We start from the raw sequence: 23,814 nt of genomic DNA, 5'->3' as shown, positions 1-23,814 counted from the left end.
AATACATATTATTCTGCGCTGATATATGCCGTTACAGCGTCATCAGAGCTGTCAGAAGTTGTTCCCTCTGGATAAGAGCTGAATGTGAACTTGTAATCCTTGTAGCCCTTTACCATAAGGAAAAGGTTTACATACTTGTATGTATTTCCAACAAAATATTCGTTCTTTTTCTGTGTAAGAAGCTCAGTAGTTCCGCCCATGCCGATATAAGTAGAAGCTCCGTCAGCAGAAGGTATTCCTCCGCCGCCCTTGTTAGAAGCAGAATAGTTTACATCAGGAGAGATTATGCCCCAATCATTGCTAGGGAAATCCTCCGGAACATATACCTCATATTCCATAACGCAAAGCTCGCAGTCATCAGGTATTTTCAGCTCGCTCTCGTCTATCTTAGAAAAATCACTGCCAACAGAGTTGTTGAGCTCGATAGCCTTGTTTACATAATCTGCATCCTCACTTTTGCTAACTACCTTTGTTATCCTTGTATAGATAGTGTGGTAGATCTTGTCTGTAGCGCAGTATCTGGTAGTCTTTATCCACTGACCGATAGGTGCAAGATTTTCCTCGCTTGTTTCAGACGGCTCTATAGCACTAGCCGCAATATCGTTGCTGTCAACGCTTGCAGGCTTGTTTTCGTCAGCAGTGCTTGTGTCAACCGCCTCAGCCTGTGACGATTCCGTTACCGCAGGAGCAGTTGTGGTGGTCGTCGTTGTTTCTGTTGTATCTTCCGAAGAGTCAGCGGCACTGCTTTCCGTCTGCACAGCCGCAGCCGAACTTTCCTTATCACTGTCGGAAGACCCGCTGTCAGAACAGCCTGCCATGCCAAAAGCCATTACCACTGCCAATAAAAGAGCAGATATTTTTTTCATAATGTTACCTCCATATTTCTTTAATAAATTTATTTTACAACATTCTCCTATGCAAGTCAACAAAATTTTCGACATTTATAAATATTTTGTTAAATACCCACAAACAGCCATAGTGTTTTTACAACATAATGTAGTAAGAAAAGCACAACATAATGTTGTATGATATATTAAATATATACTATCAGAAAGGAATGGAGTGCCGCATGGTTTTTCAAAGAATACGAGATATGCGAGAAGACGCAGACCTTAAACAAAACGATATGGCAAAAATACTCCATTGCTCACAGCAAGCTTACAGCAACTACGAACTAGGACAGCGTGATATTCCCACGGATATCCTCATAGCCCTAGCTGAATATCACAAAACAAATGTAGACTATCTTCTGGGACTAACCAAAAACAAGACCTACTATAAAGATATGTAAAGCGGAAAGAACATCTCTTTCCGCTTTTTTGCAACCCATTTCATACACATTTATACAATCCTCTTCCATGCAGGATTTGTTAAAATTGCCTATGACATTTTTAGAAAAAAAGTGTTATAATGTATATAAGAAACAAAATAAAGTTGTATTCACGATTTAATGTGGAAGGAGCGTTAAAAATGCTAAAAAAAGGCGACGTCATATCATATGGTACGACCGGAGTGTGCAAAGTCGAGGGCGAGTGCGAACAGACCGTCAAGGGTCAGAAAAAGCGCTACATAGTTCTAAAGCCTGTCCACCAAATCAATTCCACCTTGTATGTGCCGGTAGATAATGACGAGCTTAAAACAAAGTTCAAACCTCTGCTCACAGGCGATGAGATAGAGGAGATCATAAAAGAAATGCCCGAGGAGAGCTCCCTTTGGAAAGAAAGCAGCAGCGAGCGTGCCGAGCTATATTCACAGATACTTGAAAGCGGCGACAGAAAGCGACTTGCACAGCTTGTAAGAACATTGTATCTCAGACAGAAACATCTTATTGCGAAGGGCAGACATCTCCATTCATTGGACGAACGTTTTTTCAAGAATGCGGAAAATCTGCTCTTTGACGAGTTTTCAGCCGTCCTGGGCATATCCCAAGACGAGGTCTTCGACTTTATAGAAACCCGCCTGAGCAAAGCCTAAATACATACAAATGGCACAAATAATATTGGCAAATAAAAAAGGACAAACCACAGTGGCTTGTCCTTTTATTTTCATAAATGATACTCGATTATTCCTTGTCAACGTCCTCAACAGGCTCCTCGATAGCATCGAGCTGAACTTCAACGTCAGCGTCCTCCTCAGTTGCAGCCTCGTCCTCAGCAGGCTCTTCAGCCTTTTCCTCAGACTTCTCAGCGTCCTCTGCCTTGTCAGCTTCATCAGCCTCGTCAGAACACTCGTCGCAGCCGCAGCAATCGTCGAAATCCTCGTCGAGATCTTCGTAATCGTAGTTTTCAAGCTCCTTGTGCTTTTTAAATGCAAAAATAGCAGCAGCTCCTGCAGCGATCGCACCGAGTGCAGCTATAACTTTCAATCCGCTTGCCATAATAAAACGCTCCTTTTTTGAATATTCCACTCTGAACTGCGTTCAGACTATCTACAGTATAGCATATTTGTTATAAAAAATCAAGACGTTTACAAAAAATACTGATTTTTTATACAACCTGCTCAAAAAATCTCAGTAAGCTTTGACAAATTGCCCACTGCTACATATTTCCCGTAAGGCTCATTATCACGCTAAGAGCCGCCAGTGGAGCTGTCTCGCACCGCAGTATCCTAGGTCCTAGACTCACCACAGTGACCCCTGCCTGACTACAACTCTCCGCCTCATGGCTCTCGAAACCGCCCTCACAGCCGATAAACAAGCCAATAGTCTTTTCCTCGCCCTCACTGACAGGGGCAATGCCTGTCTTACTAAGGCTCACACCGCCCTTTTCGTAACACATAAAGCTCTCGTCGCACTCTTTAAGTTCACCAAGGCACTCCTCAAAGCTAATAAAATTCGTCACCTCAGGCACATAACCCCTGCCCGACTGTTTCGCCGCTTCCAAAGCTATCTTATTGTATCTCTCCACACGCTTTTCGTAGCCGCTTTTTGCAGGTCTTGAAACGCACCTCGCCGTAATAACAGGCACTATCTTGTACACTCCAAGTTCCACAGCCTTTTGCACTATAAGATCCATTTTATCAGACTTAGGCAACGCCTGATAAAGCACCACATTCACAGTAGGCTCGTTTTCGCTTTTCTCAGCAGAAAGCACATCGCAAACCACTTCCTTATCAGAAATGGACAGAATTTTTGCCCTGTATTCCACCCTGTCCGCACAAACAGTGATGATATCTCCAATTCTCATACGCAAACTTCTGCCGATATGATAAGCATCATTACCCCTGATAGAAATCGTATTCCCCGATACGCTGTCAACAAAAAATCTAGGCATATTCCCAACCAGTGTCAAGCACTGTCCTCCAATCTCAAATCACGATTTTACGCACTTTCACGACGCCTCCGTCGCTTCTTGGTATAGTATACCACACCTTCAAAAATTGTTCAACAAAGTTCACATAACTAACACAAAACTTTCATACGCAGTACATACGGGCAGGGTATTATATATTTGTCGCAAGGGACAAGACCCACCGAGGAAAGTTCCGAAGGCGATGAATAACTTTGGTATGTAGGCTTTTACCCCAAGCCTTCATATATACAGCTTGTAGATTAATTTCTACTAGCTTCTCCCCTATAATTTTTTATTTTTTGGCACCCACAGTTTTCTGTGGGTGTTTTTTTGTCCTGTCGAGGATATCGCAGGAAAAGTTTGTAAAACAAACTACAAAAGCGGTGCAGAATTTACACTCCGACACCGCTTTGTGATTGATTTTTCATTTGCAATTCTTCTATTGCTTTCTACGCCGCTTAGTAGGCTTGCGCCTATTGAGGCTCTGCCCATTTCTTGTGAGCGAAGTCGAACAAGAAATTTACTCCGCTAGGGACTCTGTCCCTAGACCCTGCAATGGGTTTCACCCCTGGACCTTTTGCTCGCTTCGCTCGGTGAGCCTTTTACTTTGCATTGGCTTTTCAACCAAATTACGCAAACAGTTCCCCTGCCGTATCTTTATAATACTCCGCCTGTGCCGCCCACATTGCTGTATATATTCCGCCTTTGGCGATAAGCTTTTCATGGCTGCCACGCTCTATTATGTGGCCATTGTCAAGAACTGTTATATCATCGCAGAAACGGCAGGAGGACAGACGATGTGAAATGTAGATAGCCGTTCTTGTTCCAACAATGCTGTTAAATTTTGTGTAGATGTCATATTCAGATATAGGGTCGAGTGCTGCGGTGGGTTCGTCAAGGACTATAAACGGCGAGCCTTTGTATATCGCCCTTGCAAGACATAGCTTCTGTGCCTCTCCGCCCGAAATTTCCACACCGTTCTCATCAAAATCCTTGTAAAGACAGGTTTCAATGCCGTTCTCCATAGTTTTAAGACGGTCGCCAAGACCAGCACGGATAACACAGTCTGTCACACGCTCGGGGTCATATTCCGTATCGGCAGCAACATTCTCCGCAAGGCTGAACGAAAACAGCTTGCTGTCCTGAAACACCACCGAGAAAAGCTCCATATACTCTTCGTATTTATATTTTCTGATATCAATTCCGTTGAGCGTTATCTCGCCCTCGGTGGGATCGTACAGCCTGCAAAGCAGCTTAACAAGCGTCGATTTTCCGCAGCCGTTCTTGCCCACAAGAGCCATTTTCTCGCCAATTCGCCATTTCAGATTTATGTCTTTAAGAGTATATTCCTCGCTGTCGGGATATTTGAACCAGACATGCTTGAACTCAAATTCATATTCGTTATCATCACGCTTTTCCGTAGGGATAGTGCCCTTGTACTTTTCGTCGGGAATATCAAGAAAGTCAAAATATTTCTTGCAGAAAGTCGGCGTTATTTTCAGCAGTCCGTAAAAGTCTGAAAGATCTGAAACGCCTGCGGATATCTTTTCAAAGTACAGTGCAAAAGCTATCACCTCGCCTGGAGATAACATTCCGCTTGCCGCCCTCATGACCGCAAAGCCGTACATAAGTGCCTTTGTGAGGATATTGACCACCTGACAAAGAAAATTCGGCAGCATAGCTGACTTATAAGCTTTGAACCAACCCTCTGCTATCTCATCTCGTGCTTTATCAAGCTCTTTATCAATAAGATTTTGCTGGGAATATATTCTTATCTCTTTGCCGTTTCGATAATTGCGGAGAATGTAATTACTGAAAAAGCCATCTGCACGGTTTGCCTGAATGACCTTTTTGTCATTTTGTACCTTTTCAAAACCAAGTATCGCTTTAGGGTTTATGACCAAAGATTTGAGCATTTCAAGCAAAACAGTTATTATAACTACCGCAAGAAAGCCCCATATAGACTGAATGAAACCGCTGAAGCCTGCTGTGGTGACAGGCTTTACAAAAACCATTGGTATGATAAGTATAACACCTGTGATTATCAAAAATAGTCCGCCGATAGAATATATGACATATTTGCACAATGCCGGTATGCCTGCGTTATTATTCTCGACCTGATTATCTGCGTTTGAAAATCTGTTTTGTGTGTCTGTATTTTCAAGGCGGACAAAATCCATTGTCATTACTTTCTGCCAAAGATTTTTATGCAGATTGGTACTTCTGGCAAAAGTCTGAGAACTTGAACGCCTAAAAAGAAACATCTTTGTCATAAATATCACAGCCTGCACGCCAACAACTATCGCCGCATAAGAAAGCAGCGTTCCAACAGGTTTTGACTGCGTAATCCCGTCGATAACAAGGGCAGACAGATATATAAAGACAAATTCCGTGGCAAGCCCCAGCACATACTCAATAGTAACTCTAATGAGATAACCGCTGTCGGCGACCCTTACTGCTTTCAGCGTTCGCTTTATTATCTCACGTTTTTCCTTTGCGGAAAGCTTTTCTTCGTTGTTATTATTATTTTTACTCATTTATCTGCACCCCCCTTATCATTATAATAGGAACTTTGAAGTTCAAAAAGCTCGGCGTATTTTCCGCCCTGCGCCATAAGCTGAGCGTGAGTGCCTGTTTCTGTTAAAGTGCCGTTTTCTATCATTATTATCCTGTCGCAGAACCTTGTTGAGGCAAGGCGGTGTGATATAAAAACGCTTGATTTGCCTTTAGTGAAATCGGCGTATTTCAAATACATCTCCTGCTCTGCGATAGGGTCAAGGGCGGCGGTGGGCTCGTCAAGAAGAAGTATCGGTGCGTCCTTATACAATGCCCTTGCAAGAGCAAGTTTTTGCGTCTGACCGCCTGAAAGCTCTGTGGCATTTTCAAAAACTGACTTCACAAGCCGTGTGTTTTCCTTTTCGGGCAGGCTCATAACTTTATCGTAAAGCCCTGCCTTTTTTAGGCAGTCATAAACTCTTTCACGGTCAAAATTATCTGCATCTGCACCTGCGATATTTTCAGCGATAGTCACCGCAAGCAGGGCGATATCCTGAAAAACAGCGCCGAAAAGTGTGAAATATTCATCACGATTATAGCTGTTCACAGGCTTTCCGTTAAGAAGTATCTCGCCCTCTGTAGGGTCATAAAGTCCGCACATAAGCTTTATAAGCGTGGTCTTTCCTGCGCCGTTAAGTCCCACAAGTGCAAGCTTTTCGCCCTTATGCAAAATAAATGAAATATTTTGGATAGTCGGCTTTTCAGCGCCTGAATATTTGTAGCTGACGTTCCTAAATTCAAGCTCGCACTCCCCTGTCGGAAGTTTTTCGCCCTTGCCACGATTTGTTTTATCGGGCATATCGAGATATTGTCTTGCATAGGAAGTATTGTTTGATAGCCATTTGAAACCTGAGAACTTGTCAAAAGCAACTCTGACAGAATGACCGAAATTCCATAAGGAATTGAAATACAGCACAAAGTCGCCTGCGCCGATATTGCCTTTAACTACCATATAAATAACATAAGCATAGGCGGCAAGATCTGCAAGCTGCAAGATGATAGTTGACACCACATTGTGGCGAAATGTCCATTCGTCCTGCTGTTCATACCAATTCAAGCGGTTTGCATATGAGCGGTCAAAGATCTTTGTAAACCATTTGTCCATTCCGAAAATGCGTACATCTTTTGCCGAAGAAAAATCTCTGCCTGCGTCGCCGATATAATTAAGCTCACGGTCATACTGCTGCCAATTATCTGCCATATTCCATACCCACATCATTTTGTGACGTTCAAGATAATAGACCGTAATGGCAGGAACGCCAACGATAAGTATCATTATAGGGTCAAGCATTGAAAGTATACCGCCATATGCTGCGAGCTGTATCAGCGCCATAAGAAAGCCTTCAATAGTATCAACCGTCTGATAGGTTATGTAGTCTGAACCTGTCCGAGCTTTTTGCATTAGGTTGTTGTTATCACAACTTTCGTTGTTTTCATAATCAGTTGACATATGCTTGCGGAGCATTTTTCTCGTCATATGGTGAACAAACTTAAAGTAGCCCACATATCCACGGTAATCTTTCGTTTCATTTTCAATGTACTTTGACATAAATTCGCCGACTATAAGCAGCAGACATATGACAGCAAGCCTTATGCGTGATGATGTTCCCAGAGCAAGCTCAACAACATATTTGCTTGTGAACGTATCAAAAAGCGTGGCGGCAACGTTTGAAAATATATGCAATACGATCAACATCAGCATTATCGGCTGGCTTTTCCAAAGCTCATAAAGGGTATACCGCATATTTTCAAAGGTCTTGTACTTTATCTTGCTTTGCTCTTTGTTGTACTCGTCACGCGCTTTCTGGCGTTTTTCTTTTGTATACTTTGCAATTTTTACACGTTTCATATTCTCACCTCACATTCATCATACAGCAAAAAGACCGCCCGTGTTGATTTCTGCACGAACGGTCAAAATACGGCACGAATGGCAATATAGTTTACAGTTTATGGTTAATAGTGAATAGTGAGTAGTTAGTAGTTGGATTTTGTTGATTTTATTATTGATGTGAGTATCTTTATTAGCTCGATGCAATCGGAACTGATGCTTTCATATGTCACCTCATAACTATTAACTATTCACCATCAACTATTAACTATTGAGCGGCACCATTATTTCGGTGGCAAACACGCCCTCTTCATTCTGACGATTAACATATCCGCCGTACCTTTTCGCAACTCTGTCGATTCGGAATAAGCCGTAGCCGTGTTCACCCTCTTTGGTGGAGAGATATGTATTTTTCGACTTGCGCACTTTGCCTGCGGAGTTCTGCACAGAAAGATACAACTGTCCTTTCAGCTTGCCGATATACACACGCATAAATCGTTCCTCTTCAGGAAGCGTGCCACAGGCTTCGACTGCGTTATCCAGTATATTTCCAAGCATAGAACAAAGCTCAACATCGCTCATAGGCAGTTTGTCGGGAACATTCGCTTTTACGTTAAGCTTTATGTTCATTTTCTCCGCAACATTCAGCTTGCTGTTGAGGATAGCATCCGCCATAACATTGCCCGTCTTTATTACAGTATCCACAGTGTCAAGATCGTCCGCAAGCTCGTTGAGATAGTCAGACAGCTTATCATAATTGCCCTCTGAGAGCTGAATTTTCATATTGTTGATATGGTTGCGGTAATCGTGCCGCCAGCCACGCACCTGACGATACATATTCTGTATCTCACGCACCTGCTTTTCGATAAGCTCGCTCTGAAAGCGCTCTATTCGGCAGTCTATCATGTTATATAGGGTGCGGCGGATTAGGAATAATCCTACAACGCAGAGTGCTGAAAATAAGATTACCGCACCTATTATGATTGCTATTTTCATATTAGTCCTCACAATCACTTATAGGTTCAAACCCTTGACTTATTAGACATTCATTAAGTAGTTCAAAAAACATATTAACAGCTTTATCTTCGTCACCTTCAGTTTCGTAAATCAATGAACAATAATTCAATACGGTCTTGTTATGACCAAGCAACTTGACAGCAACAAAATCGTTAAAGCCCTCAGGCAAAATATGGTGTTTTTCATCATTGAAATGCAATTTAGCTGCACAGTTGTAACCGTTGAAAAAGTTTTGTAAGAACTCCAATGACATTTTACCAATATACATACCAGGACGTCGTTTAATATTAGCTAATAATTTTCTTTCGACTATATTTATATCTGTTATTGCGTTTTCCATAACTTTATCCTTTCGTATAGAACTGAATAAATTTCTCATTTACATCTTTATAAAGTCGCCGAGAAAGCGGAATAATCGTACCGTTATCAAGAGCAATTTCCGTCTTGCCGATACTCCGCATAAACCGCAGATTTACGATGTACGAGCGGTGAGGACTCACAAATCCATTCAGCCTCATTGCAAAAAATCTGCTTATACTCACCATGCAGTCTATTATCCTATCGTCTGATAAGTGAACTGCTGTTTTTCTGCCGAAAGCTTCAATGTAAGTTATTCTGTCGGCTGATATATGTGTCGCTCCGTTGGTGGTTTCAATAATCAGCTCGTCAGCTTTGTCGGAACGTTTCTCTACATATTTATCGAGAACAGCGAACAGCTTTTCCTTAGCTACGGGCTTTAGCAAGTAATGCAGGGCTTCAACGTCATACCCCTCAGCAATGTAATCGGAATAGCCCGTAATGAACACTATCGGGAGCATATCCCCATTAGAACGAAGGTGCTTGGCAAGCTCCATACCATTGAGCCTATCCATTTCAATATCCAGCAGGATAAGGTCGCAAGGCTTGTCGGGATATGAAAACAAGAAGCTTTCTGCACTTATGTATTCGTCAATATCAAGCGCAAAAGGCTTGTCGGCAGACCATTCTGCGAGAAGCCGACGCATTTCTTTTATTTGATTTTCGTTATCGTCGCATATTGCTATTGTCAGTGGCATTTAGTTCACCTTAAAAAGTTTTGATTTTTTTTAATTATATCATATCAGTTATTTTTTTGCAACAAAACATATTCAATAAATGGAAATCTAAGCAACGCAAAAAAAGCGGAACGCCCCACACAGGACATTCCGCTTAAATCAAACTATTCTATTTAGTTATATTCAGGGAGCGATTATCTTGCACCCTCAGCAAAGCCGCTGTCAACAAGATCAACAAGACCCTTTACTGCTGCTTCCTCATCTGGACCGTCTGCAATGATCCTGATAGTTGTGCCGCCTACGATGCCAAGTGAAAGGATTCCAAGAAGGCTCTTTGCGTTTACTCTTCTCTCCTCTTTCTCTACCCAGATAGATGACTTGAATTCATTTGCCTTCTGGATGAAAAATGTTGCAGGGCGTGCGTGAAGTCCTACCTGATTCTGTACTACTACGTCTTTTACGAACATACTGATCTCTCCCATTCATTATAATGCTGTTAAACTCCCTAATTAAGGGACTTTTTCAAGATACCCTCAGGTTATTTGATATATTTATTATACTCGACAAGTCTGCCTTAGTCAACGCAAATTTTAGACAAACAAGCGAAAAACCCTCAATTTTCAGCACAATGCTCTAAACTTTGCAACTTTTGCGATTAAACTTGTGATATATCCACAACACAGATTTTTACATTATATCACTTTGTACAAATTCATTTAACAATTATGTGAAAAGTGTTGAAAACCAATATCACTTTTTATTCTCTTTTTCTTCTAATTTGTGTATAATAGCCAAATCTTTTTCCGTCAGCGGACTTCTTTCCAACAGCTCAGGACGCTTCAAATAGGTGGCTTTTACAGCCTCCTCACGGCGCCATTTCGCTATCTCAGCATGATTGCCCGATAGAAGCACTTTAGGCACTTCCCTGCCGTGCCACACCTCAGGACGTGTGTACTGTGGATATTCCAGCAGACCATTATAATGGCTCTCGTCCTCATAGCAATCCGCCTGCGAAAGCGTTCCCTCCAGCATTCTCACAACGCAGTCCACCAGCACCAGTGCAGGAAGCTCTCCGCCGGTAAGCACATAATCCCCCACGGATATTTCTTCATCGACTATCTCGTCGATGACCCTGCTGTCCACTCCCTCATAATGACCGCATAATATAAATATGCTGTCAAGCCGAGAAAGTTCCTTTGCACGCTTCTGGGTCAGCGTTTTTCCCTGTGGGGACATATAGATAACGTGGGGCTTTGCCTTTCCAGCTGTTACCGACTTGTAGCAGTTGTAAATAGGCTCGCACTGCATGAGCATACCCTGTCTTTCACTGTAAGGGGTATCGTCTACTCTGCGGTGCTTGTCCTGAGTGTAGTCCCTGATATTATGACACGTTACCGTGAAAATATTCTTAGCCCTTGCCCTGCCTACTACGCTTTCAGAAAGATAATTCTCAAGCATTTCAGGAAAAAGCGTTGCAATATCTATGTTCAAATCAATTCCTCCATATCATGTCAAAAGGCTGGTAAGCCCAGTTTTCCGAAGCACTGTTCAAATGCTCCTGCACAGAGCCGCCGCTTTTTTCATAGTATCCTATGCCCTGCACAACACCGATAGTCACCACAATAGCGATTATTATCACCACAAATAAACTCCACAAAGCAGACCTGCGCTTCTTCGGCTTGTTGCCCTCGTTATTATAGTATACCCTCAGACTTGTGAGCATATTGTCAAGCTCCATAAAGCTCAGCCCCTCGCCCTTATATGTGTTGGCAAGCCTGTTGAATCCGCTCTCTTTTCTCAGCCTTTTTATAAGCCATTTTTCCTCAGCCCTGGGACTTCTCAGCCTTGGGCTTTCATCTATGTATGCTGTAAAAACTCTCTCGATACATTTCAGCGACTTTTCACGGCTGTTGAGCTTTGGAAATATCAGGCTGAACATTCCGTCAGAATAATCTCTGACAAGCCTTTCTAAGTCCTCGTATTTGCAGAACTTCATTAATCAAAAAGCCCCTCCAGCGGAGTTATCTTCATCACGCCACCCTCGATATCAGTTTCAGCCACAACTTCAGGTATCGCAGGGATAAGCTTAACGTTTCCCTTTTCATCAGTGATGTGATAAACATCGTTTGCGCCTGTCTGACTTACGTCTGTTATCTTGCCGTAGCTTTCACCGCTGTCAGCGTCGACCACTTCAAGACCTATAAGATCCTGAACAAAATAGCAGCCCTCATCAAGCTCCACATCGTCACGGTCGATATAAAGCACCCTGTTGCGAAGCTTCTGAGCCTCCTCCACAGTGTCAACGCCCTTGACTTTCATTACAACGATATTCTTTGCAACTCTCGAACGCTCTATCTCCACAGGAGTACCGCTCTTATAATATAGTGTGTCAAATCCGCAGAGAAATTCAGGTCCATCACACCATGGCTGTACTTTTATCTCGCCCTTTATGCCGAACACCGATACTATCTTTCCAGCTTCAAGATATTTTTTTACGTCCATTTTGATTACCTCCCGATAACAAATCTTACAGCTTTCTTTTTATAGATTGTAACATATTTTTTTACCCTTTGCAACGCTTTAACTACGCTGTTATGCACATAGCTCAGGATATTTACAAAAAGTTTATTAATTACAATTCGGTTACTCAAAACGAACTTTACGCCCCTCTTTTGTACAAAATCACCATGAAAACCTGTGATTTAACAAAAAATTCACACATAAGAGAGCAAAATGTGTTACAATTTGTAATATATCAGACCGCAGACCAGTGCTTGAAACTGCGGTATAAAAGTTTTTTTGCATATTTTCACTATAAAACACTTGCAAAACATATCGTTTTTTGTTATAATAACAATGTGCAGACATCTGCCCTTATGGGGTAATTATGCCCATGGCAGAACTTAGGTCGAAAATTTTTGCAAGTAGAGGGGAATAACTTATGTCAAACAGATTATTTCAGAGCGTTGTTCATCAGATGCGTGACACTATCGACTGCGTCATAGGCGTAATAGATGAGAACGCAACTATCATTGCCTGCTCTGAGCTTTCACAGGTCGGAACGACTAACGAATTCGTTTCGTTAGATCTGGGCGATTCACACGACATTTTTGTTAGAGACGGTTATACCTATAAGCCATTCGGTGCTCATATGAAACCTGACTATGCTGTTTTCGTTGAGGGAACAGACGAGGTGGCAGCAAAGTATGCAAGCATACTTGCCATTACTCTTTCCAGCATAAAGCAGTATTATGACGAAAAATACGACAGAAACAATTTCATCAAGAACGTAGTGCTTGACAACGTGCTGCCGGGCGACGTTCATGTTAAAGCTAGAGAACTGCATTTCAGCGCTGACATTTCAAGAGTCGTGCTGCTTATCAGAATACTCTCCACAAATGACGTTTCAGCTTACGATGTTATCCAGAACCTTTTCCCTGACAAGTCCAAGGACTTCGTTTTCAACATCACTGAGAGCGATATCGTGCTTGTTAAGGAAGTGGCAAACGGCGTTGAGTCAAAGGATCTTGAAAAGCTGGCACGTTCTATTTCCGATACCCTTTCAAGTGAATTCTATACAAGAGTCACTGTAGGTATAGGAACAGTAGTAGAGGGCGTAAAGGATCTGGCAAGAAGCTTCAAGGAAGCACAGATAGCTCTCGAGGTAGGAAAGGTGTTCGATACTGACAAGAATATCGTTTCTTATGACAATCTTGGTATCGCAAGACTTATCTATCACCTGCCTACAACACTTTGCGAAACATTCCTCAAGGAAGTTTTCAAGAAAGGCTCTATCGAGTCACTGGATCATGAAACACTTTTCACTATCCAGAAGTTCTTTGAAAACAACCTGAACGTTTCTGAAACTTCAAGAAAACTGTTTGTTCACAGAAATACTCTTGTGTACAGACTTGAAAAGATCAAAAAGCTCACGGGTCTTGACCTGAGAGAGTTCGACCATGCTATTATCTTCAAGATAGCTCTTATGGTAAAGAAATATCTCTCCGCTAACCCTGTCAAGTTCTAAGTCCTACGAGCGAAAAAGAGGCTTGCTTGCCTCTGTAAAACTAAGGCGGTGTAAATTTTGGTAGAGTTTAAAGACGTGTCCGTTACCTATTCAAGCGGTGTGGACGCTCTGAACAAAGTAAACCTGAAGATAAACGACGGCGACTTCGCTTTCGTGGTAGGTCCTTCAGGCGCCGGAAAATCAACACTTATCAAGCTGGTGCTTAAAGAAATAGATGCGACCAGCGGTACAGTAATGGTAAACGGCTTCAATCTGAAAAAGCTGAGAAGAAGAAAGATACCTGCCCTTCGCAGAACTATCGGAGTTGTTTTTCAGGATTTCAGACTTATCCCTACAATGACAGTTTATGAGAACGTGGCGTTCGTGCTGAGAGTGATCGACGCTCCTGCAAAGTACATAAGAAGCCGTGTTCCGTATGTTATAAGCCTTGTGGGACTTTCCGATAAGGCGAAAAGCTATCCGACCGAGCTTTCAGGCGGTGAGCAGCAGCGTGTGGCACTTGCAAGAGCCCTTGTAAACGACCCACAGCTCATCATTGCCGACGAGCCGACAGGTAATATCGACCCTGCGCTTTCATATGAGATAGTGGAACTTCTCAAAGGCATAAACGAGTGCGGCACTACCATTCTTATGGTTACCCACGAGCATGACCTTGTGCGCTATTTCGGAGGCAGAATTATCAACATCAACAAAGGTCAGATCGCCTTTGACGAAGTGATAGGAGGCTCCAATGAAAGCAAGTAGTTTTAGATATCTTATAAATCAGGGCTTCAAGGGCATTTGGAAAAACAGAATGATGACGTTCGCTTCTTTCTGTATCCTGCTCGTTTCCCTGCTTATGGTTGGCACTTCGGTGCTGGTTTCCATTAACCTTACAAGAATAATCGGCGGTATCGAGGACAAGAGCGAAGTCATCGTTATCGTTAAGGACGGCACAAGTCAGGCTGATATGCAGACCCTTGAGAACAAGCTCAAAGAGGTCGGAAATATCAACACTGTGAGCCTTTATTCAAAGGACGAAGCGTGGAAAAATATGCTCAAGGGCATGACTGACGAGGAAAAGGATTTCTTCCAGTATGCTGACGATAACCCATTGCCGGACACATACAAGGTAACGGTCAAGGATATCGAGAAGATGAGCGAAACAACCACTCAGATAGAGACCTTTGACAATGTTGACTCAACAAAGTCCCCTACAGCATTTGCTGATATCCTTATCAGTATCAGAAGAGTATTTACGATAGTTGCCTTTGCGGTCATTGTGGCACTTGTTGTGGTTTGTCTGATAATCATTTCAAATACCACCAGAGCAAGCGTTTTCGCAAGACGTAAAGAGATCAACATCATGAAATATGTAGGCGCTACCAACAGCTTTATCAGGATACCTTTCTTTATCGAGGGTATGATAGTTGGTCTGCTTGCAGCAGCAGGCGCACTGCTGCTCACAAAGTTTGCCTACGAGGGAATTTACAACATCTTCAATGATGACTTCAAGCTCTGGAGCATTCTCGGTGTTCAGAATTTGTATTCGTTCAAATCCCTCTTGCTCCCTGTTGCAGCATCTTATCTTATCGCAGGCGCTGTTATCGGTGCGGTGGGTACTTCTATAAGCACAGGCAAGCATCTTAAAGTATAATACATTTGCCAAATATAGACATAAGGCAGGCTATGATCCAACGGGGTTTTTAGACTGCCTTTTGTTGCAGTTTAAAGCATATCCTGACATGAGATAAAAAAGAAAGAACGTGCGGGATAATGCATTAGAGAAAGATAAAAACGTGTAAAAATGGTCTTTTTTAAGACGGAGGACAGGTATGAAAACAGGTATATTCACAATGAAGCGAGTATTGGCTTTCACTATCGCCGTAGTCGCTTCCATGACAATGCTTGCAGGCGGCACACAGCCGGTCATGACAGCGCAGAACGCTTCTGCAGAAAGTCAGGCAATAAAGAACAACAAGAAAAAAATATCCTCTGCCAAGGATAAAATAAGCGAGCTTGAACAAAAGCAGGCTGACCTTGACAAGCAGATAAACAGCACAAAGGACGATATCTCCAAGGAGGAAGAAAATCAGAAAGCTATCCAAGAGCAGATAGAAACTGTTCAGGAAACTATACTGACCCTTGAGGATTCTATCACTGACCTTGAAACTGAGATAGCCGACCTTGAAGAGGCTATCGCAAAGAGCGAAATAAAAATAAAAAACAAGAGAACTGAGATAGAAAATGGCGTTGTTGACTTCAAACAGCGTCTTAGAGCAATGTATGTTGCCGGAAATAGTTCATACACCGATATTCTTATTGGTTCGACGGACTTTTATGATATGCTTATGAAAATAGAGCTTGTCAAAAGAGTGGCTGACCATGACAACACCATGATCGACGGACTTGTTGAGCTTAAAGGCGAGTATGAATCTCAGGAAGCAGAGCTTGAAGCCAACAAGACTGAACTTGAAACTAACAAAGCTACCCTTGAAGAGCAAAAGACCTATCACACTGAGCAGAAGAAAAAGCTTGACGACCTTTATGCAAAAAGTCAGGCTGTTATCGACCAGCTTGAGGAAGATAAGGCGGCTTATGAAGCCAATAAGGAGCAGATAAACAAGGAGCAGGAAGACTTCGAGACACAGCTCCAGAAGCTTTACAAGGAGCAGGAGCAGATCAAAAAGAAGGAAGAAGAGGAACGTAAGAAAAAAGAAGAGGAAGAACGTAAGAGAAGAGAGGAAGAAGAACGTAGACAACAGCAGAATAATAACGGCAATTCTTCACCTTCTAATGCAAACGGCAACACCTCTAACAGCGGTCAATCTTCTACCAATAACGGTGACTACAATTATACCGACAAGAGCCAGTTTACATGGCCGGTACCGGGTTATTATCATATTTCCTACGGCGTGGGTTGGCGCTGGGGCGCTTATCACAAGGGTATCGACATCTGGTCTCCCGGAATAAGAGGCGCAAAGATATGCGCTGCCGCTGAGGGTACTGTTATACTGGTCAGCAACACCTGCACACACGATTATGGCAAGAACGGCTCATGCGGCTGCGGCGGCGGTTATGGAAACTACTGCATAATCGACCACGGCAACGGCTACTGGACCCTTTACGGTCACTCACAGTATATGAGCGTAACACAGGGTCAGCACGTCAACAAGGGCGACGTTCTGGGTATTGTCGGCTCAACAGGATATTCAACGGGCGACCACCTGCACTTTGAGGTGCGCTTGAACGGCGTGGCTCAGAATCCGTCAAATTATGTATAAACAGGCAATGACGAAGGGTCTTGCCCCACAACCAAAGGAGTCTTTTATTTCATGAACAGGCTTTACAGCTTAAAACGTATTCTCACTTTCATTATCGCATTCGCTGTTACCGCTGGTATTGCAGGAAGCAGCTACAATTCTTCTTTGAAGATAACCTCAGCGGACACTGAAAGCTCACAGGGGGAGGACTATAGCTATACTGAATCTGTGGCTGATGGAGGTCAGCAAAGCGATGAACAAACAGAAAATGACGATAATTCTCAAGAGGAGTCAACAGGTTTTGACATCACACAGTATGCAGAACAGCTAAGAGAGCTATCAAAAAAGCAGACGGAAATAAACGAACAGCTCGACCAATATGATGAGGACATTGAGAAAAGTGAGAAAAAGCAGAAGCTTCTGAAAGAAAAGATAGATTCTATAAATGACGAGATAGACGTTCTCAACTCTTACATGACCGCACTGGAGCTTCAGATAAACACCAATCAGCGAAATATCGAGAAGAAGCAGGCTGAGATAAACAAGGGTATAGAGGACTTCAAGCAAAGATTAAGGGCAATGTATATCGCAGGGTCGGACAGCTACACCACAATGCTTTTGGAATCAGACAGCTTTTATGACATACTCATGAGATTAGAGCTTATAAAGCGTGTAGCACACCATGATGACACTATCATTGATAACCTTATAAAACTCAAAACTGAATATGAGGATATGCAAAAGACCCTTGACAAGCAGAAAGCCGAGTATGACGCTCAGTATACGCAGTATACACAGCAGAAGGATATGCTTAGTCAGCTTTACCGCTCCAGTACAAAAACACAGCAAGAGCTTAAAGCTAAGCAGAAAAAGCTCAGAGAGCAGAACGAAGCCTATGAGGCGGAGCGTGAGCAGTTTGAGGGCAGCCTTTCCGGCATACTGAAATCGTCAGGCTCAGGCGGAACAGCAAGAGATAACGAAGTTTCCGCCACAATGGCGCTTGCAGATGTGAAGCTTGAGGAGCTTCACAAGGAGATAAATGACCGCCTTGACAAGGGCGAAAAGCTTGGAGATACCGAGCCTGATTACTACTTCGCATGGCCTGTTCCGGGGGCTTACTCCGTATCATCAGGCGTGGGCGCACGATGGGGCTCATATCACACGGGTCTTGATATTCCTGCGGCTCACGGCACGCCTATTCACGCTTCATGCAGCGGCAAGGTCATAAAGATAAACACCACCTGCACTCATGACTACGGCAAGGAGGAGTCCTGCGGCTGCGGCGGCGGTTATGGAAACTATGTTATTATCGACCACGGCAACGAGTTCATCACTCTTTACGGACATCTCACGGAGGTAGATGTAGAGATAGGCGACGAGGTGAAAAAAGGCGACGTTATCGGCAAAATGGGTTCGACCGGCTTTTCAACAGGCGACCACCTGCACATTGAGATACGCTATCAGGGTTATATATTGAACCCTGCGTTCTATCTTGATGTTACACAATAAAAAAATCGACCTCTTATGGAAAACCATAAGAGGCCTTTTTTTATCTTATTTTGAAGCTCTCAAACGCTTACAAAGCCGTGAAATGATCGCTGTGATAAATCTTGTTCCTGCAGTGCAAAGAAGCATTATCACGGGGATAAATGTGACGATATATCTAGGTGGATTTTCCCATATAAGGAAAAAGAGTATAACTCCCGTGAGAGTCACTATGCTGAAAAACAAAACAGAGTGGCGACGCTTGCCAGCGGCATAAACTGCACCAAACGCCATTGCTATGAGCATTGCACTGTGATAGCCGTCTACATAGCTACCAAGCAAGCGGCTGTTCAATACCTCTCGCAAACCTCCTGTGGGTTCAGAGCGTGAGAGATATTTGCCATAGGAAAAACCACCGCTGTCCCACGTTCTGGCGACTTTGTGATAAGCCATTTTGCAGGCTTCATAAGGGGTGCTTATGTTTTCAAGGCGGGCTTTTATTTCCCGGATATTCGCCTGCTTTTTGGCGTCATATGTATCAAATGACATTGTGAAGTCAACGTCCTCGTCAACGTGGGTCTTGTATTCGCTGTTAAGGCTCATCATTATCCAGTGTGTAACAGGGAAACGATATCTGTCTACCATTTTTTCATCAGAGATACCCATAGCAAGACCGCCATAGTATGCCGCCTTTGACACACCAATAAACAGCATAACAGCCGCAAGGCTCAGGATAGCTCCCTTTTTTACACCCATTTTCAGCACAAAAAATATCATCACTGAAATCAGCATTACTGCAATGCTTCCCTTGACAGTGTTTCCAAGTGCGATAAAAAGGCTTGCTATAAGAGCATAGACAACGCTTTTGGTTTTGCTTTTTTCTTTCACCGCAAGGGTCAGAAAATAAAGGGTACAGCTTACAAATATCATGCCTGCTGTGTCAGAATGAAAAAACGGCGTATACAGAAGCATAACAGGCATAAGTGCCGAAATAATGCCGCAAAAAAGCCTTTGGCTGTTAAGTTTGAATATCCTCTCCCCTGTGAGAAAGTTCATTATTACGCTAAGTTGAATAAGAATTACGTTAAAGGTCTGCCCCGCATAGATGCTCACGCCGCCGGTGAAAAGCTTCCATAAGGCGAAAAATGGTATCTGCAAATATATCATGCCCCATGTGTTAGGGTATTTTGCAGCATAAATACGATAGCTTTCTTTGATGCTCCCCAGGTCTTCACCCATGACAAAGCGTTTTGCGAACTCCCCTGTTATTTTTGGGTCAACCATTTCGTAATTGTAATAAAGATAACGCACAAACAATATCTGCAATGCAAGCAAAATCAGGCAGAAAAAAGCAAATATAAGTCTGACACGCTTTTTGGTAAGCTTCTTTTCACAGCGTTTCAGAGCAATATACAACACTATCGCCGCCGCAAGGAAAAATGGTCCAAGATAAAGCATTTGTATGTTACTGCGTTTTATGTATGAGATAAACACAGTTGCAGTGCAACAGCAGCACACGATCATGCTTGTGACCGCAAAAAATCGGTCAGTTTTCTTCACAAACATTTTTAGCTCCTTATTAGGGTGTATCCTCATAATATATTTTTTACATGAGTTCGCCCTGTTTTTTTATTTTGTTCTATATTTCTACATTTAAATTATATCATCAACGGAAATAAGTTTCAATTATTTTAACAACTGAAATTGAAGGAATTTTTTTTAGTTTTTTTAGTGAAGAAAACAAAAAAATTGCCGCTCTGTTGCAAAATACAGAGCAGCGAGTATTAGTATAAGACCATTATTTTGTGCCGAAGATTCTGTCACCTGCATCGCCAAGACCAGGAACGATATAAGCGTCCTCGTTGAGCTTTTCATCAAGGTTGCCTACATAAATGTCGATATCAGGGTGAGCCGTTCTCAGAGCGTCAAGACCCTCAGGAGCAGCGATTATGCACATGAACTTGATGTTCTTGCAGCCCTTGTCTTTCAAAAAGTCAACAGCCTGTATCGCAGATCCGCCTGTCGCAAGCATTGGGTCGCAGACAATAACAAGTCGCTCGTTTATTCTATCAGGGAGCTTGCAGTAATACTCATGTGGCTCGTGTGTGACCTCGTCACGATAAAGACCGATATGTCCTACCTTTGCAGACGGAACGAGTGCAAGAAGTCCGCTTACCATGCCAAGACCTGCCCTCAGGATAGGCACGATAGCGAGCTTTTTGCCGCAAAGCATAGGGAGCTTTCTTGTGGTGATAGGTGTTTTCACCTCAACGTCCTCTGTTGGAAGATCTCTCATAGCCTCATAACCCATGAGCATTGCTACCTCTTCCACAAGTATACGGAACTCTCTTGTTCCGGTCTTTTCGTCACGCATAAGCGTTATTTTGTGCTTTACAAGCGGGTGATTGATGATATTTACGTTTCCCATTTTCCCATTTCCTTTCGTAATGATTTATAAATTCGCATTTTTTTGTGTGCAGTAACGTGCGAACACTGTTCGCCTCTGCAATTTTGTTATAATTATTTCTTGGCTGCGTTGCCTTTTTTCTTTGAGAGCATAACGTTTGTAAGAATGCCAAGGATAAGTGCTGCCGCTACTTCTGTGAGTGTTATATCACCGAATGTGAGTGTCAGACCGCCGATACCTGCAATGAGGATAACGGACACAACAAAGAGATTTCTGTTATCGTCAAGGTTTGCGTCCTGTATCATTTTAAGACCTGAAACTGCGATAAAGCCGTAAAGAGCGATACAAACGCCACCCATTACGCAGGCAGGGATAGAATCAACGAACGCAACAAGCGGAGTGATAAATGAAAACAGCATACAGCCTATTGCTGCCGCAAAGATAGTTACAACAGAAGCATTTCCTGTGATAGCAACGCAGGCAACGGACTCGCCGTATGTTGTGTTCGGACAGCCACCGAACAGTGCGCCTGCAATAGAACCAACACCGTCGCCGAGAAGCGTTCTTGTAAGACCAGGCTCTTCAAGGAGGTCATGATCGATAATAGAAGAAAGGTTTTTATGGTCAGCAACGTGTTCTGCAAAAACAACAAGTGCAACCGGCACATAGGCTACAAATATAGTAGCAAAATATGTGAAGTCGAACTCCTTAAGACCTTTCAGACCTGAAACGAACGCAAAGTCAGGCAGGCTAACAAATGTTTTCAGTGAAACGCTGCCGTCTGTGAGCATATAGCTGCTGAAAACGCTGAAATCTACTATTTTAAGTGCGTCAATATCACATATATTGCCGATAACAGTGAAGATTGCTGCGGCTGCATAGCCTGCAAGGATACCGATTATAAAAGGTATAAGTCTGGGTGTTTTCTTGCCATATGTTGAGCAAAGCATTACCACTGCGAGGGTAATAAGTCCACAAACAAAAGCCACATATGATGAACCAACAGGCACATTGGATACAGTTTTTATAATCTCAGGTGTGCCGCTGTCGGTGGAGACTGCATACTCTGTTACCTGCTTTGTTACGTCGCCTTTGACGAGGTCGCCGATAGCGTTTCCTGCAAGGGAAAGTCCGATTATAGCAACGGTCGGTCCTATTACCACCGCAGGCATGAGCTTATTGAGCCAGCCTACTCCAACAAATTTTACTACTATTGCGATAACGACATATACAAGTCCTGCAAGGAATGCACCAACGATAAGTCCAAGCATGCCAAGCTGCATTGAAACGCCGCCTGCAAAGGCCGCTGCCATAGAGCCTAAAAAGGCAAATGACGAACCGAGGAACACAGGGCTTTTTCTTTTTGTAAAAAGGATATAAACTATAGTTCCCACACCTGCACCAAACATTGCAGCCGCAGGAGTAAGACCGTTGCCGATAATAAGCGGCACAGCAATGGTCGCCGCAAGGATAGCCAACATCTGCTGAAGTGCGAACACTACCAGTTGACCAGCCTTTGGCTTGTCTGAAACATCAAAAATAAGTTTCAAAATAACACCTCATTCATATTTATTCTTTTCCCATACAAAAGGAAAAATACTTCTTTTCGGCGGCTTTTCCGACACAAACCACCTTTTTAATTTTAACTTATAACAATATTTTTGTCAATGAGCTAAATGCCGTATTTCAGCAGGATTTTTTGTGCGTAATTGCCCATTTTCTTTGACAAAAAAGCCATTTTGCGTTATAATAGCAATTGATATATTGTATTATGTGAGGTAACGACATGAAAAATTACAGATATGTTCTTTTTGACCTTGACGGCACGCTTACTGAGTCGGGCGAGGGCATAATAAATTCGGCTGTATACGCACTGAAAAAGTTCGGCATAGAGCCTGAGATGAGCACCATGACAAAGTTTCTCGGTCCACCGCTGAAAGACTCTTTCAGGGATTTTTACGGCTTTGATGGTGAAAAATGCGAGCAGGCTGTTAAATACTACCGTGAATATTACACCACCAAGGGCATTTTCGAGAACCGTGTTTATGACGGCGTTGAGGAATGTCTTAAAAAGCTGTCAGAGGCTGGGCTTCACCTTGCGGTGGCGACTTCAAAGCCGCAGGTATTTGCGGTAAAGATACTGGAGCATTTTCACCTTGCACAGTATTTTGACTACATAGGCGGTGCGGAGCTTGACGGCTCCAGGAGCGTAAAGGCGGACGTTATCGTGCACACTTTGAAAAACTGCGGAGTTAATGACCGCTCGCAGGTGATAATGGCAGGCGACAGGCATCATGACGTGCTTGGTGCAAAAGCTCTTGGTATAGATTGTATCGGTATGCTTTACGGCTACGGCACAAGAGAGGAGCTTTCGAAGGCAGGTGCGGTGTATATAGCCGAAACGCCTCTGGAAGCCGCAAAATGGCTTCTGGGATAAATTTGACAGGTGTACAAAAGAGCGAAAACCTATTGCAAAAGTCAAATGTTTATGATATAATAAAATAAATTATTATGTGGCGGCATAAGAAATAAGCTTGTGATCCTGCCACGATCAAGAGGAGTTGTTTTCTGTGATAAAGTTTCGCAACCACATTGGAACTATAGGTATATCCACTGGATATCTCAGACAGCTTATCTCGGATACTGCCGAAAGCTGTTTCGGCGTGGCAGGACTTAACGCCTATGGTGCAAAACAGGGCGTTTCTGCAATGCTAAAAAAAGAGAATACCACAAAGGGCGTTATCATTCGTCAGGACGGCGACGAGCTTATCGTTGACCTGCATATCACTGTGAATTACGGTATCAACGTTGGTGCTATCGTTGACAGTATCATTCACAAGGTCAATTATGTTCTGACAGAGCAGGCAGGAGTCAATGTGAAGTCTGTGAACGTTTACGTTGACGAAATGACGGGCTGACGTTCCGCCT

At 43.1% G+C, this 23,814-nt stretch carries 24 protein-coding genes; 9 read left to right on the top strand and 15 right to left on the bottom strand.

Annotated features, from left to right (window positions below):
* Window positions 1-8: 8 nt before the first annotated feature.
* Window positions 9-866 carry a hypothetical protein gene (locus DW938_RS03935; RefSeq protein ID WP_118123947.1) on the bottom strand — a complete coding sequence of 286 codons (858 nt, stop codon included), beginning with the start codon at window positions 864-866 and terminating at the stop codon, window positions 9-11.
* A 203-nt stretch (window positions 867-1,069) separates the two neighbouring features.
* On the opposite strand from DW938_RS03935, the gene DW938_RS03930 reads away from it, so the two are divergent.
* Window positions 1,070-1,291 (top strand): helix-turn-helix transcriptional regulator, encoded by a 222-nt coding sequence (locus DW938_RS03930; protein WP_022288629.1) that lies wholly within the window; start codon window positions 1,070-1,072, stop codon window positions 1,289-1,291.
* Window positions 1,292-1,470: 179 nt separating this feature from the next.
* A complete protein-coding gene (locus tag DW938_RS03925) occupies window positions 1,471-1,974 on the top strand; it encodes a CarD family transcriptional regulator (protein WP_181979770.1) in 504 nt (167 codons plus the stop codon).
* 88 nt (window positions 1,975-2,062) lie between these two features.
* Here DW938_RS03925 and DW938_RS03920 read toward each other — a convergent pair whose 3' ends face one another.
* The 11 genes from DW938_RS03920 to rimM form a co-directional block, all read right to left on the bottom strand.
* Window positions 2,063-2,377 carry a hypothetical protein gene (locus tag DW938_RS03920; RefSeq protein ID WP_022288631.1) on the bottom strand — a complete coding sequence of 105 codons (315 nt, stop codon included), beginning with the start codon at window positions 2,375-2,377 and terminating at the stop codon, window positions 2,063-2,065.
* Between the two features lie 160 nt (window positions 2,378-2,537).
* Window positions 2,538-3,290: a 16S rRNA (uracil(1498)-N(3))-methyltransferase gene (locus tag DW938_RS03915; protein ID WP_242989025.1), complete on the bottom strand. Its 753-nt coding sequence runs from the start codon at window positions 3,288-3,290 to the stop codon at window positions 2,538-2,540.
* 629 nt (window positions 3,291-3,919) lie between these two features.
* Window positions 3,920-5,827 carry an ABC transporter ATP-binding protein gene (locus DW938_RS15085; RefSeq protein ID WP_118123945.1) on the bottom strand — a complete coding sequence of 636 codons (1,908 nt, stop codon included), beginning with the start codon at window positions 5,825-5,827 and terminating at the stop codon, window positions 3,920-3,922.
* Entirely contained in the window at window positions 5,824-7,695 is a 1,872-nt protein-coding gene (locus DW938_RS03905) for an ABC transporter ATP-binding protein (protein WP_118123944.1), read from the bottom strand. The genes DW938_RS15085 and DW938_RS03905 overlap by 4 nt, the downstream gene beginning before the upstream one ends.
* A 243-nt stretch (window positions 7,696-7,938) precedes the next feature.
* Window positions 7,939-8,670, bottom strand: coding sequence for an ATP-binding protein (locus DW938_RS03900; protein WP_242992361.1), 732 nt, complete (start codon window positions 8,668-8,670; stop codon window positions 7,939-7,941).
* A gap of 1 nt (window position 8,671) precedes the next feature.
* Window positions 8,672-9,031 carry a hypothetical protein gene (locus tag DW938_RS03895; RefSeq protein ID WP_117877653.1) on the bottom strand — a complete coding sequence of 120 codons (360 nt, stop codon included), beginning with the start codon at window positions 9,029-9,031 and terminating at the stop codon, window positions 8,672-8,674.
* A gap of 4 nt (window positions 9,032-9,035) precedes the next feature.
* On the bottom strand, window positions 9,036-9,746 hold the full coding sequence (locus DW938_RS03890; RefSeq protein WP_117877654.1) for a LytTR family DNA-binding domain-containing protein: 711 nt from the start codon (window positions 9,744-9,746) through the stop codon (window positions 9,036-9,038).
* Window positions 9,747-9,919: 173 nt separating this feature from the next.
* The gene (locus tag DW938_RS03885) at window positions 9,920-10,192 is read right to left on the bottom strand and encodes an HPr family phosphocarrier protein (RefSeq protein ID WP_022288633.1); all 273 of its coding nucleotides are present in this window, start codon (window positions 10,190-10,192) and stop codon (window positions 9,920-9,922) included.
* 283 nt (window positions 10,193-10,475) lie between these two features.
* Window positions 10,476-11,216, bottom strand: a complete 741-nt coding sequence (trmD, locus tag DW938_RS03880; protein WP_118123942.1) for a tRNA (guanosine(37)-N1)-methyltransferase TrmD — start codon at window positions 11,214-11,216, stop codon at window positions 10,476-10,478.
* A 1-nt stretch (window position 11,217) separates the two neighbouring features.
* Window positions 11,218-11,721, bottom strand: a complete 504-nt coding sequence (locus DW938_RS03875; protein ID WP_118123941.1) for a hypothetical protein — start codon at window positions 11,719-11,721, stop codon at window positions 11,218-11,220.
* Window positions 11,721-12,227 carry a ribosome maturation factor RimM gene (gene rimM, locus DW938_RS03870; RefSeq protein WP_117923151.1) on the bottom strand — a complete coding sequence of 169 codons (507 nt, stop codon included), beginning with the start codon at window positions 12,225-12,227 and terminating at the stop codon, window positions 11,721-11,723. The genes DW938_RS03875 and rimM overlap by 1 nt, the downstream gene beginning before the upstream one ends.
* A gap of 439 nt (window positions 12,228-12,666) precedes the next feature.
* Between rimM and DW938_RS03865 the strand changes: the two genes are divergently transcribed.
* From DW938_RS03865 to DW938_RS15240, 5 genes are all read left to right on the top strand, one after another.
* Window positions 12,667-13,752 carry a helix-turn-helix domain-containing protein gene (locus tag DW938_RS03865; RefSeq protein WP_022288637.1) on the top strand — a complete coding sequence of 362 codons (1,086 nt, stop codon included), beginning with the start codon at window positions 12,667-12,669 and terminating at the stop codon, window positions 13,750-13,752.
* Window positions 13,753-13,809: 57 nt separating this feature from the next.
* A complete protein-coding gene (ftsE, locus tag DW938_RS03860) occupies window positions 13,810-14,496 on the top strand; it encodes a cell division ATP-binding protein FtsE (protein ID WP_022288638.1) in 687 nt (228 codons plus the stop codon).
* A complete protein-coding gene (gene ftsX, locus DW938_RS03855; RefSeq protein WP_022288639.1) occupies window positions 14,483-15,388 on the top strand; it encodes a permease-like cell division protein FtsX in 906 nt (301 codons plus the stop codon). Before ftsE ends, ftsX begins: the two co-directional genes overlap by 14 nt.
* Before the next feature lie 178 nt (window positions 15,389-15,566).
* The gene (locus tag DW938_RS03850) at window positions 15,567-17,015 is read left to right on the top strand and encodes a M23 family metallopeptidase (protein WP_242992359.1); all 1,449 of its coding nucleotides are present in this window, start codon (window positions 15,567-15,569) and stop codon (window positions 17,013-17,015) included.
* Window positions 17,016-17,066: 51 nt separating this feature from the next.
* A complete protein-coding gene (locus DW938_RS15240) occupies window positions 17,067-18,503 on the top strand; it encodes a M23 family metallopeptidase (RefSeq protein WP_118123940.1) in 1,437 nt (478 codons plus the stop codon).
* A gap of 45 nt (window positions 18,504-18,548) precedes the next feature.
* Here the strand turns inward: DW938_RS15240 and DW938_RS03840 are convergent, their stop codons facing one another.
* The 3 genes from DW938_RS03840 to DW938_RS03830 form a co-directional block, all read right to left on the bottom strand.
* A complete protein-coding gene (locus DW938_RS03840) occupies window positions 18,549-20,045 on the bottom strand; it encodes a glycosyltransferase family 39 protein (protein WP_181984362.1) in 1,497 nt (498 codons plus the stop codon).
* Window positions 20,046-20,277: 232 nt separating this feature from the next.
* Window positions 20,278-20,907, bottom strand: a complete 630-nt coding sequence (upp, locus tag DW938_RS03835; protein ID WP_038671163.1) for a uracil phosphoribosyltransferase — start codon at window positions 20,905-20,907, stop codon at window positions 20,278-20,280.
* A gap of 92 nt (window positions 20,908-20,999) precedes the next feature.
* Window positions 21,000-22,436: a solute carrier family 23 protein gene (locus DW938_RS03830; RefSeq protein ID WP_118123938.1), complete on the bottom strand. Its 1,437-nt coding sequence runs from the start codon at window positions 22,434-22,436 to the stop codon at window positions 21,000-21,002.
* A gap of 236 nt (window positions 22,437-22,672) precedes the next feature.
* Between DW938_RS03830 and DW938_RS03825 the strand changes: the two genes are divergently transcribed.
* Together DW938_RS03825 and DW938_RS03820 are read left to right on the top strand one after the other, a co-directional pair.
* Complete coding sequence (locus tag DW938_RS03825) at window positions 22,673-23,323, top strand: HAD family hydrolase (protein WP_118123937.1); 651 nt, start codon at window positions 22,673-22,675, stop codon at window positions 23,321-23,323.
* A gap of 133 nt (window positions 23,324-23,456) precedes the next feature.
* Window positions 23,457-23,804, top strand: coding sequence for an Asp23/Gls24 family envelope stress response protein (locus DW938_RS03820; RefSeq protein ID WP_117938430.1), 348 nt, complete (start codon window positions 23,457-23,459; stop codon window positions 23,802-23,804).
* Window positions 23,805-23,814: the final 10 nt, after the last annotated feature.

Origin of the sequence: Ruminococcus sp. AM43-6, assembly GCF_003461785.1 — a bacterium.
GTDB classification, from domain to species: Bacteria; Bacillota; Clostridia; order Oscillospirales; family Ruminococcaceae; genus Hominimerdicola; species Hominimerdicola aceti.
Note: the sequence above shows the minus strand (reverse complement) of the source record. Positions and strands in the feature narration are given on the sequence as shown.

Coding starts and splice junctions, on each gene's coding strand:
- DW938_RS03935 (WP_118123947.1), bottom strand. CDS start 866: ATGAAAAAAATATCTGCTCTTTTATTGGCAGTGGTAATGGCTTTTGGC.
- DW938_RS03930 (WP_022288629.1), top strand. CDS start 1,070: ATGGTTTTTCAAAGAATACGAGATATGCGAGAAGACGCAGACCTTAAA.
- DW938_RS03925 (WP_181979770.1), top strand. CDS start 1,471: ATGCTAAAAAAAGGCGACGTCATATCATATGGTACGACCGGAGTGTGC.
- DW938_RS03920 (WP_022288631.1), bottom strand. CDS start 2,377: ATGGCAAGCGGATTGAAAGTTATAGCTGCACTCGGTGCGATCGCTGCA.
- DW938_RS15085 (WP_118123945.1), bottom strand. CDS start 5,827: ATGAGTAAAAATAATAATAACAACGAAGAAAAGCTTTCCGCAAAGGAA.
- DW938_RS03905 (WP_118123944.1), bottom strand. CDS start 7,695: ATGAAACGTGTAAAAATTGCAAAGTATACAAAAGAAAAACGCCAGAAA.
- DW938_RS03900 (WP_242992361.1), bottom strand. CDS start 8,670: ATGAAAATAGCAATCATAATAGGTGCGGTAATCTTATTTTCAGCACTC.
- DW938_RS03895 (WP_117877653.1), bottom strand. CDS start 9,031: ATGGAAAACGCAATAACAGATATAAATATAGTCGAAAGAAAATTATTA.
- DW938_RS03890 (WP_117877654.1), bottom strand. CDS start 9,746: ATGCCACTGACAATAGCAATATGCGACGATAACGAAAATCAAATAAAA.
- DW938_RS03885 (WP_022288633.1), bottom strand. CDS start 10,192: ATGTTCGTAAAAGACGTAGTAGTACAGAATCAGGTAGGACTTCACGCA.
- DW938_RS03875 (WP_118123941.1), bottom strand. CDS start 11,721: ATGAAGTTCTGCAAATACGAGGACTTAGAAAGGCTTGTCAGAGATTAT.
- rimM (WP_117923151.1), bottom strand. CDS start 12,227: ATGGACGTAAAAAAATATCTTGAAGCTGGAAAGATAGTATCGGTGTTC.
- DW938_RS03865 (WP_022288637.1), top strand. CDS start 12,667: ATGTCAAACAGATTATTTCAGAGCGTTGTTCATCAGATGCGTGACACT.
- ftsX (WP_022288639.1), top strand. CDS start 14,483: ATGAAAGCAAGTAGTTTTAGATATCTTATAAATCAGGGCTTCAAGGGC.
- DW938_RS03850 (WP_242992359.1), top strand. CDS start 15,567: ATGAAAACAGGTATATTCACAATGAAGCGAGTATTGGCTTTCACTATC.
- DW938_RS15240 (WP_118123940.1), top strand. CDS start 17,067: ATGAACAGGCTTTACAGCTTAAAACGTATTCTCACTTTCATTATCGCA.
- DW938_RS03840 (WP_181984362.1), bottom strand. CDS start 20,045: ATGTTTGTGAAGAAAACTGACCGATTTTTTGCGGTCACAAGCATGATC.
- upp (WP_038671163.1), bottom strand. CDS start 20,907: ATGGGAAACGTAAATATCATCAATCACCCGCTTGTAAAGCACAAAATA.
- DW938_RS03825 (WP_118123937.1), top strand. CDS start 22,673: ATGAAAAATTACAGATATGTTCTTTTTGACCTTGACGGCACGCTTACT.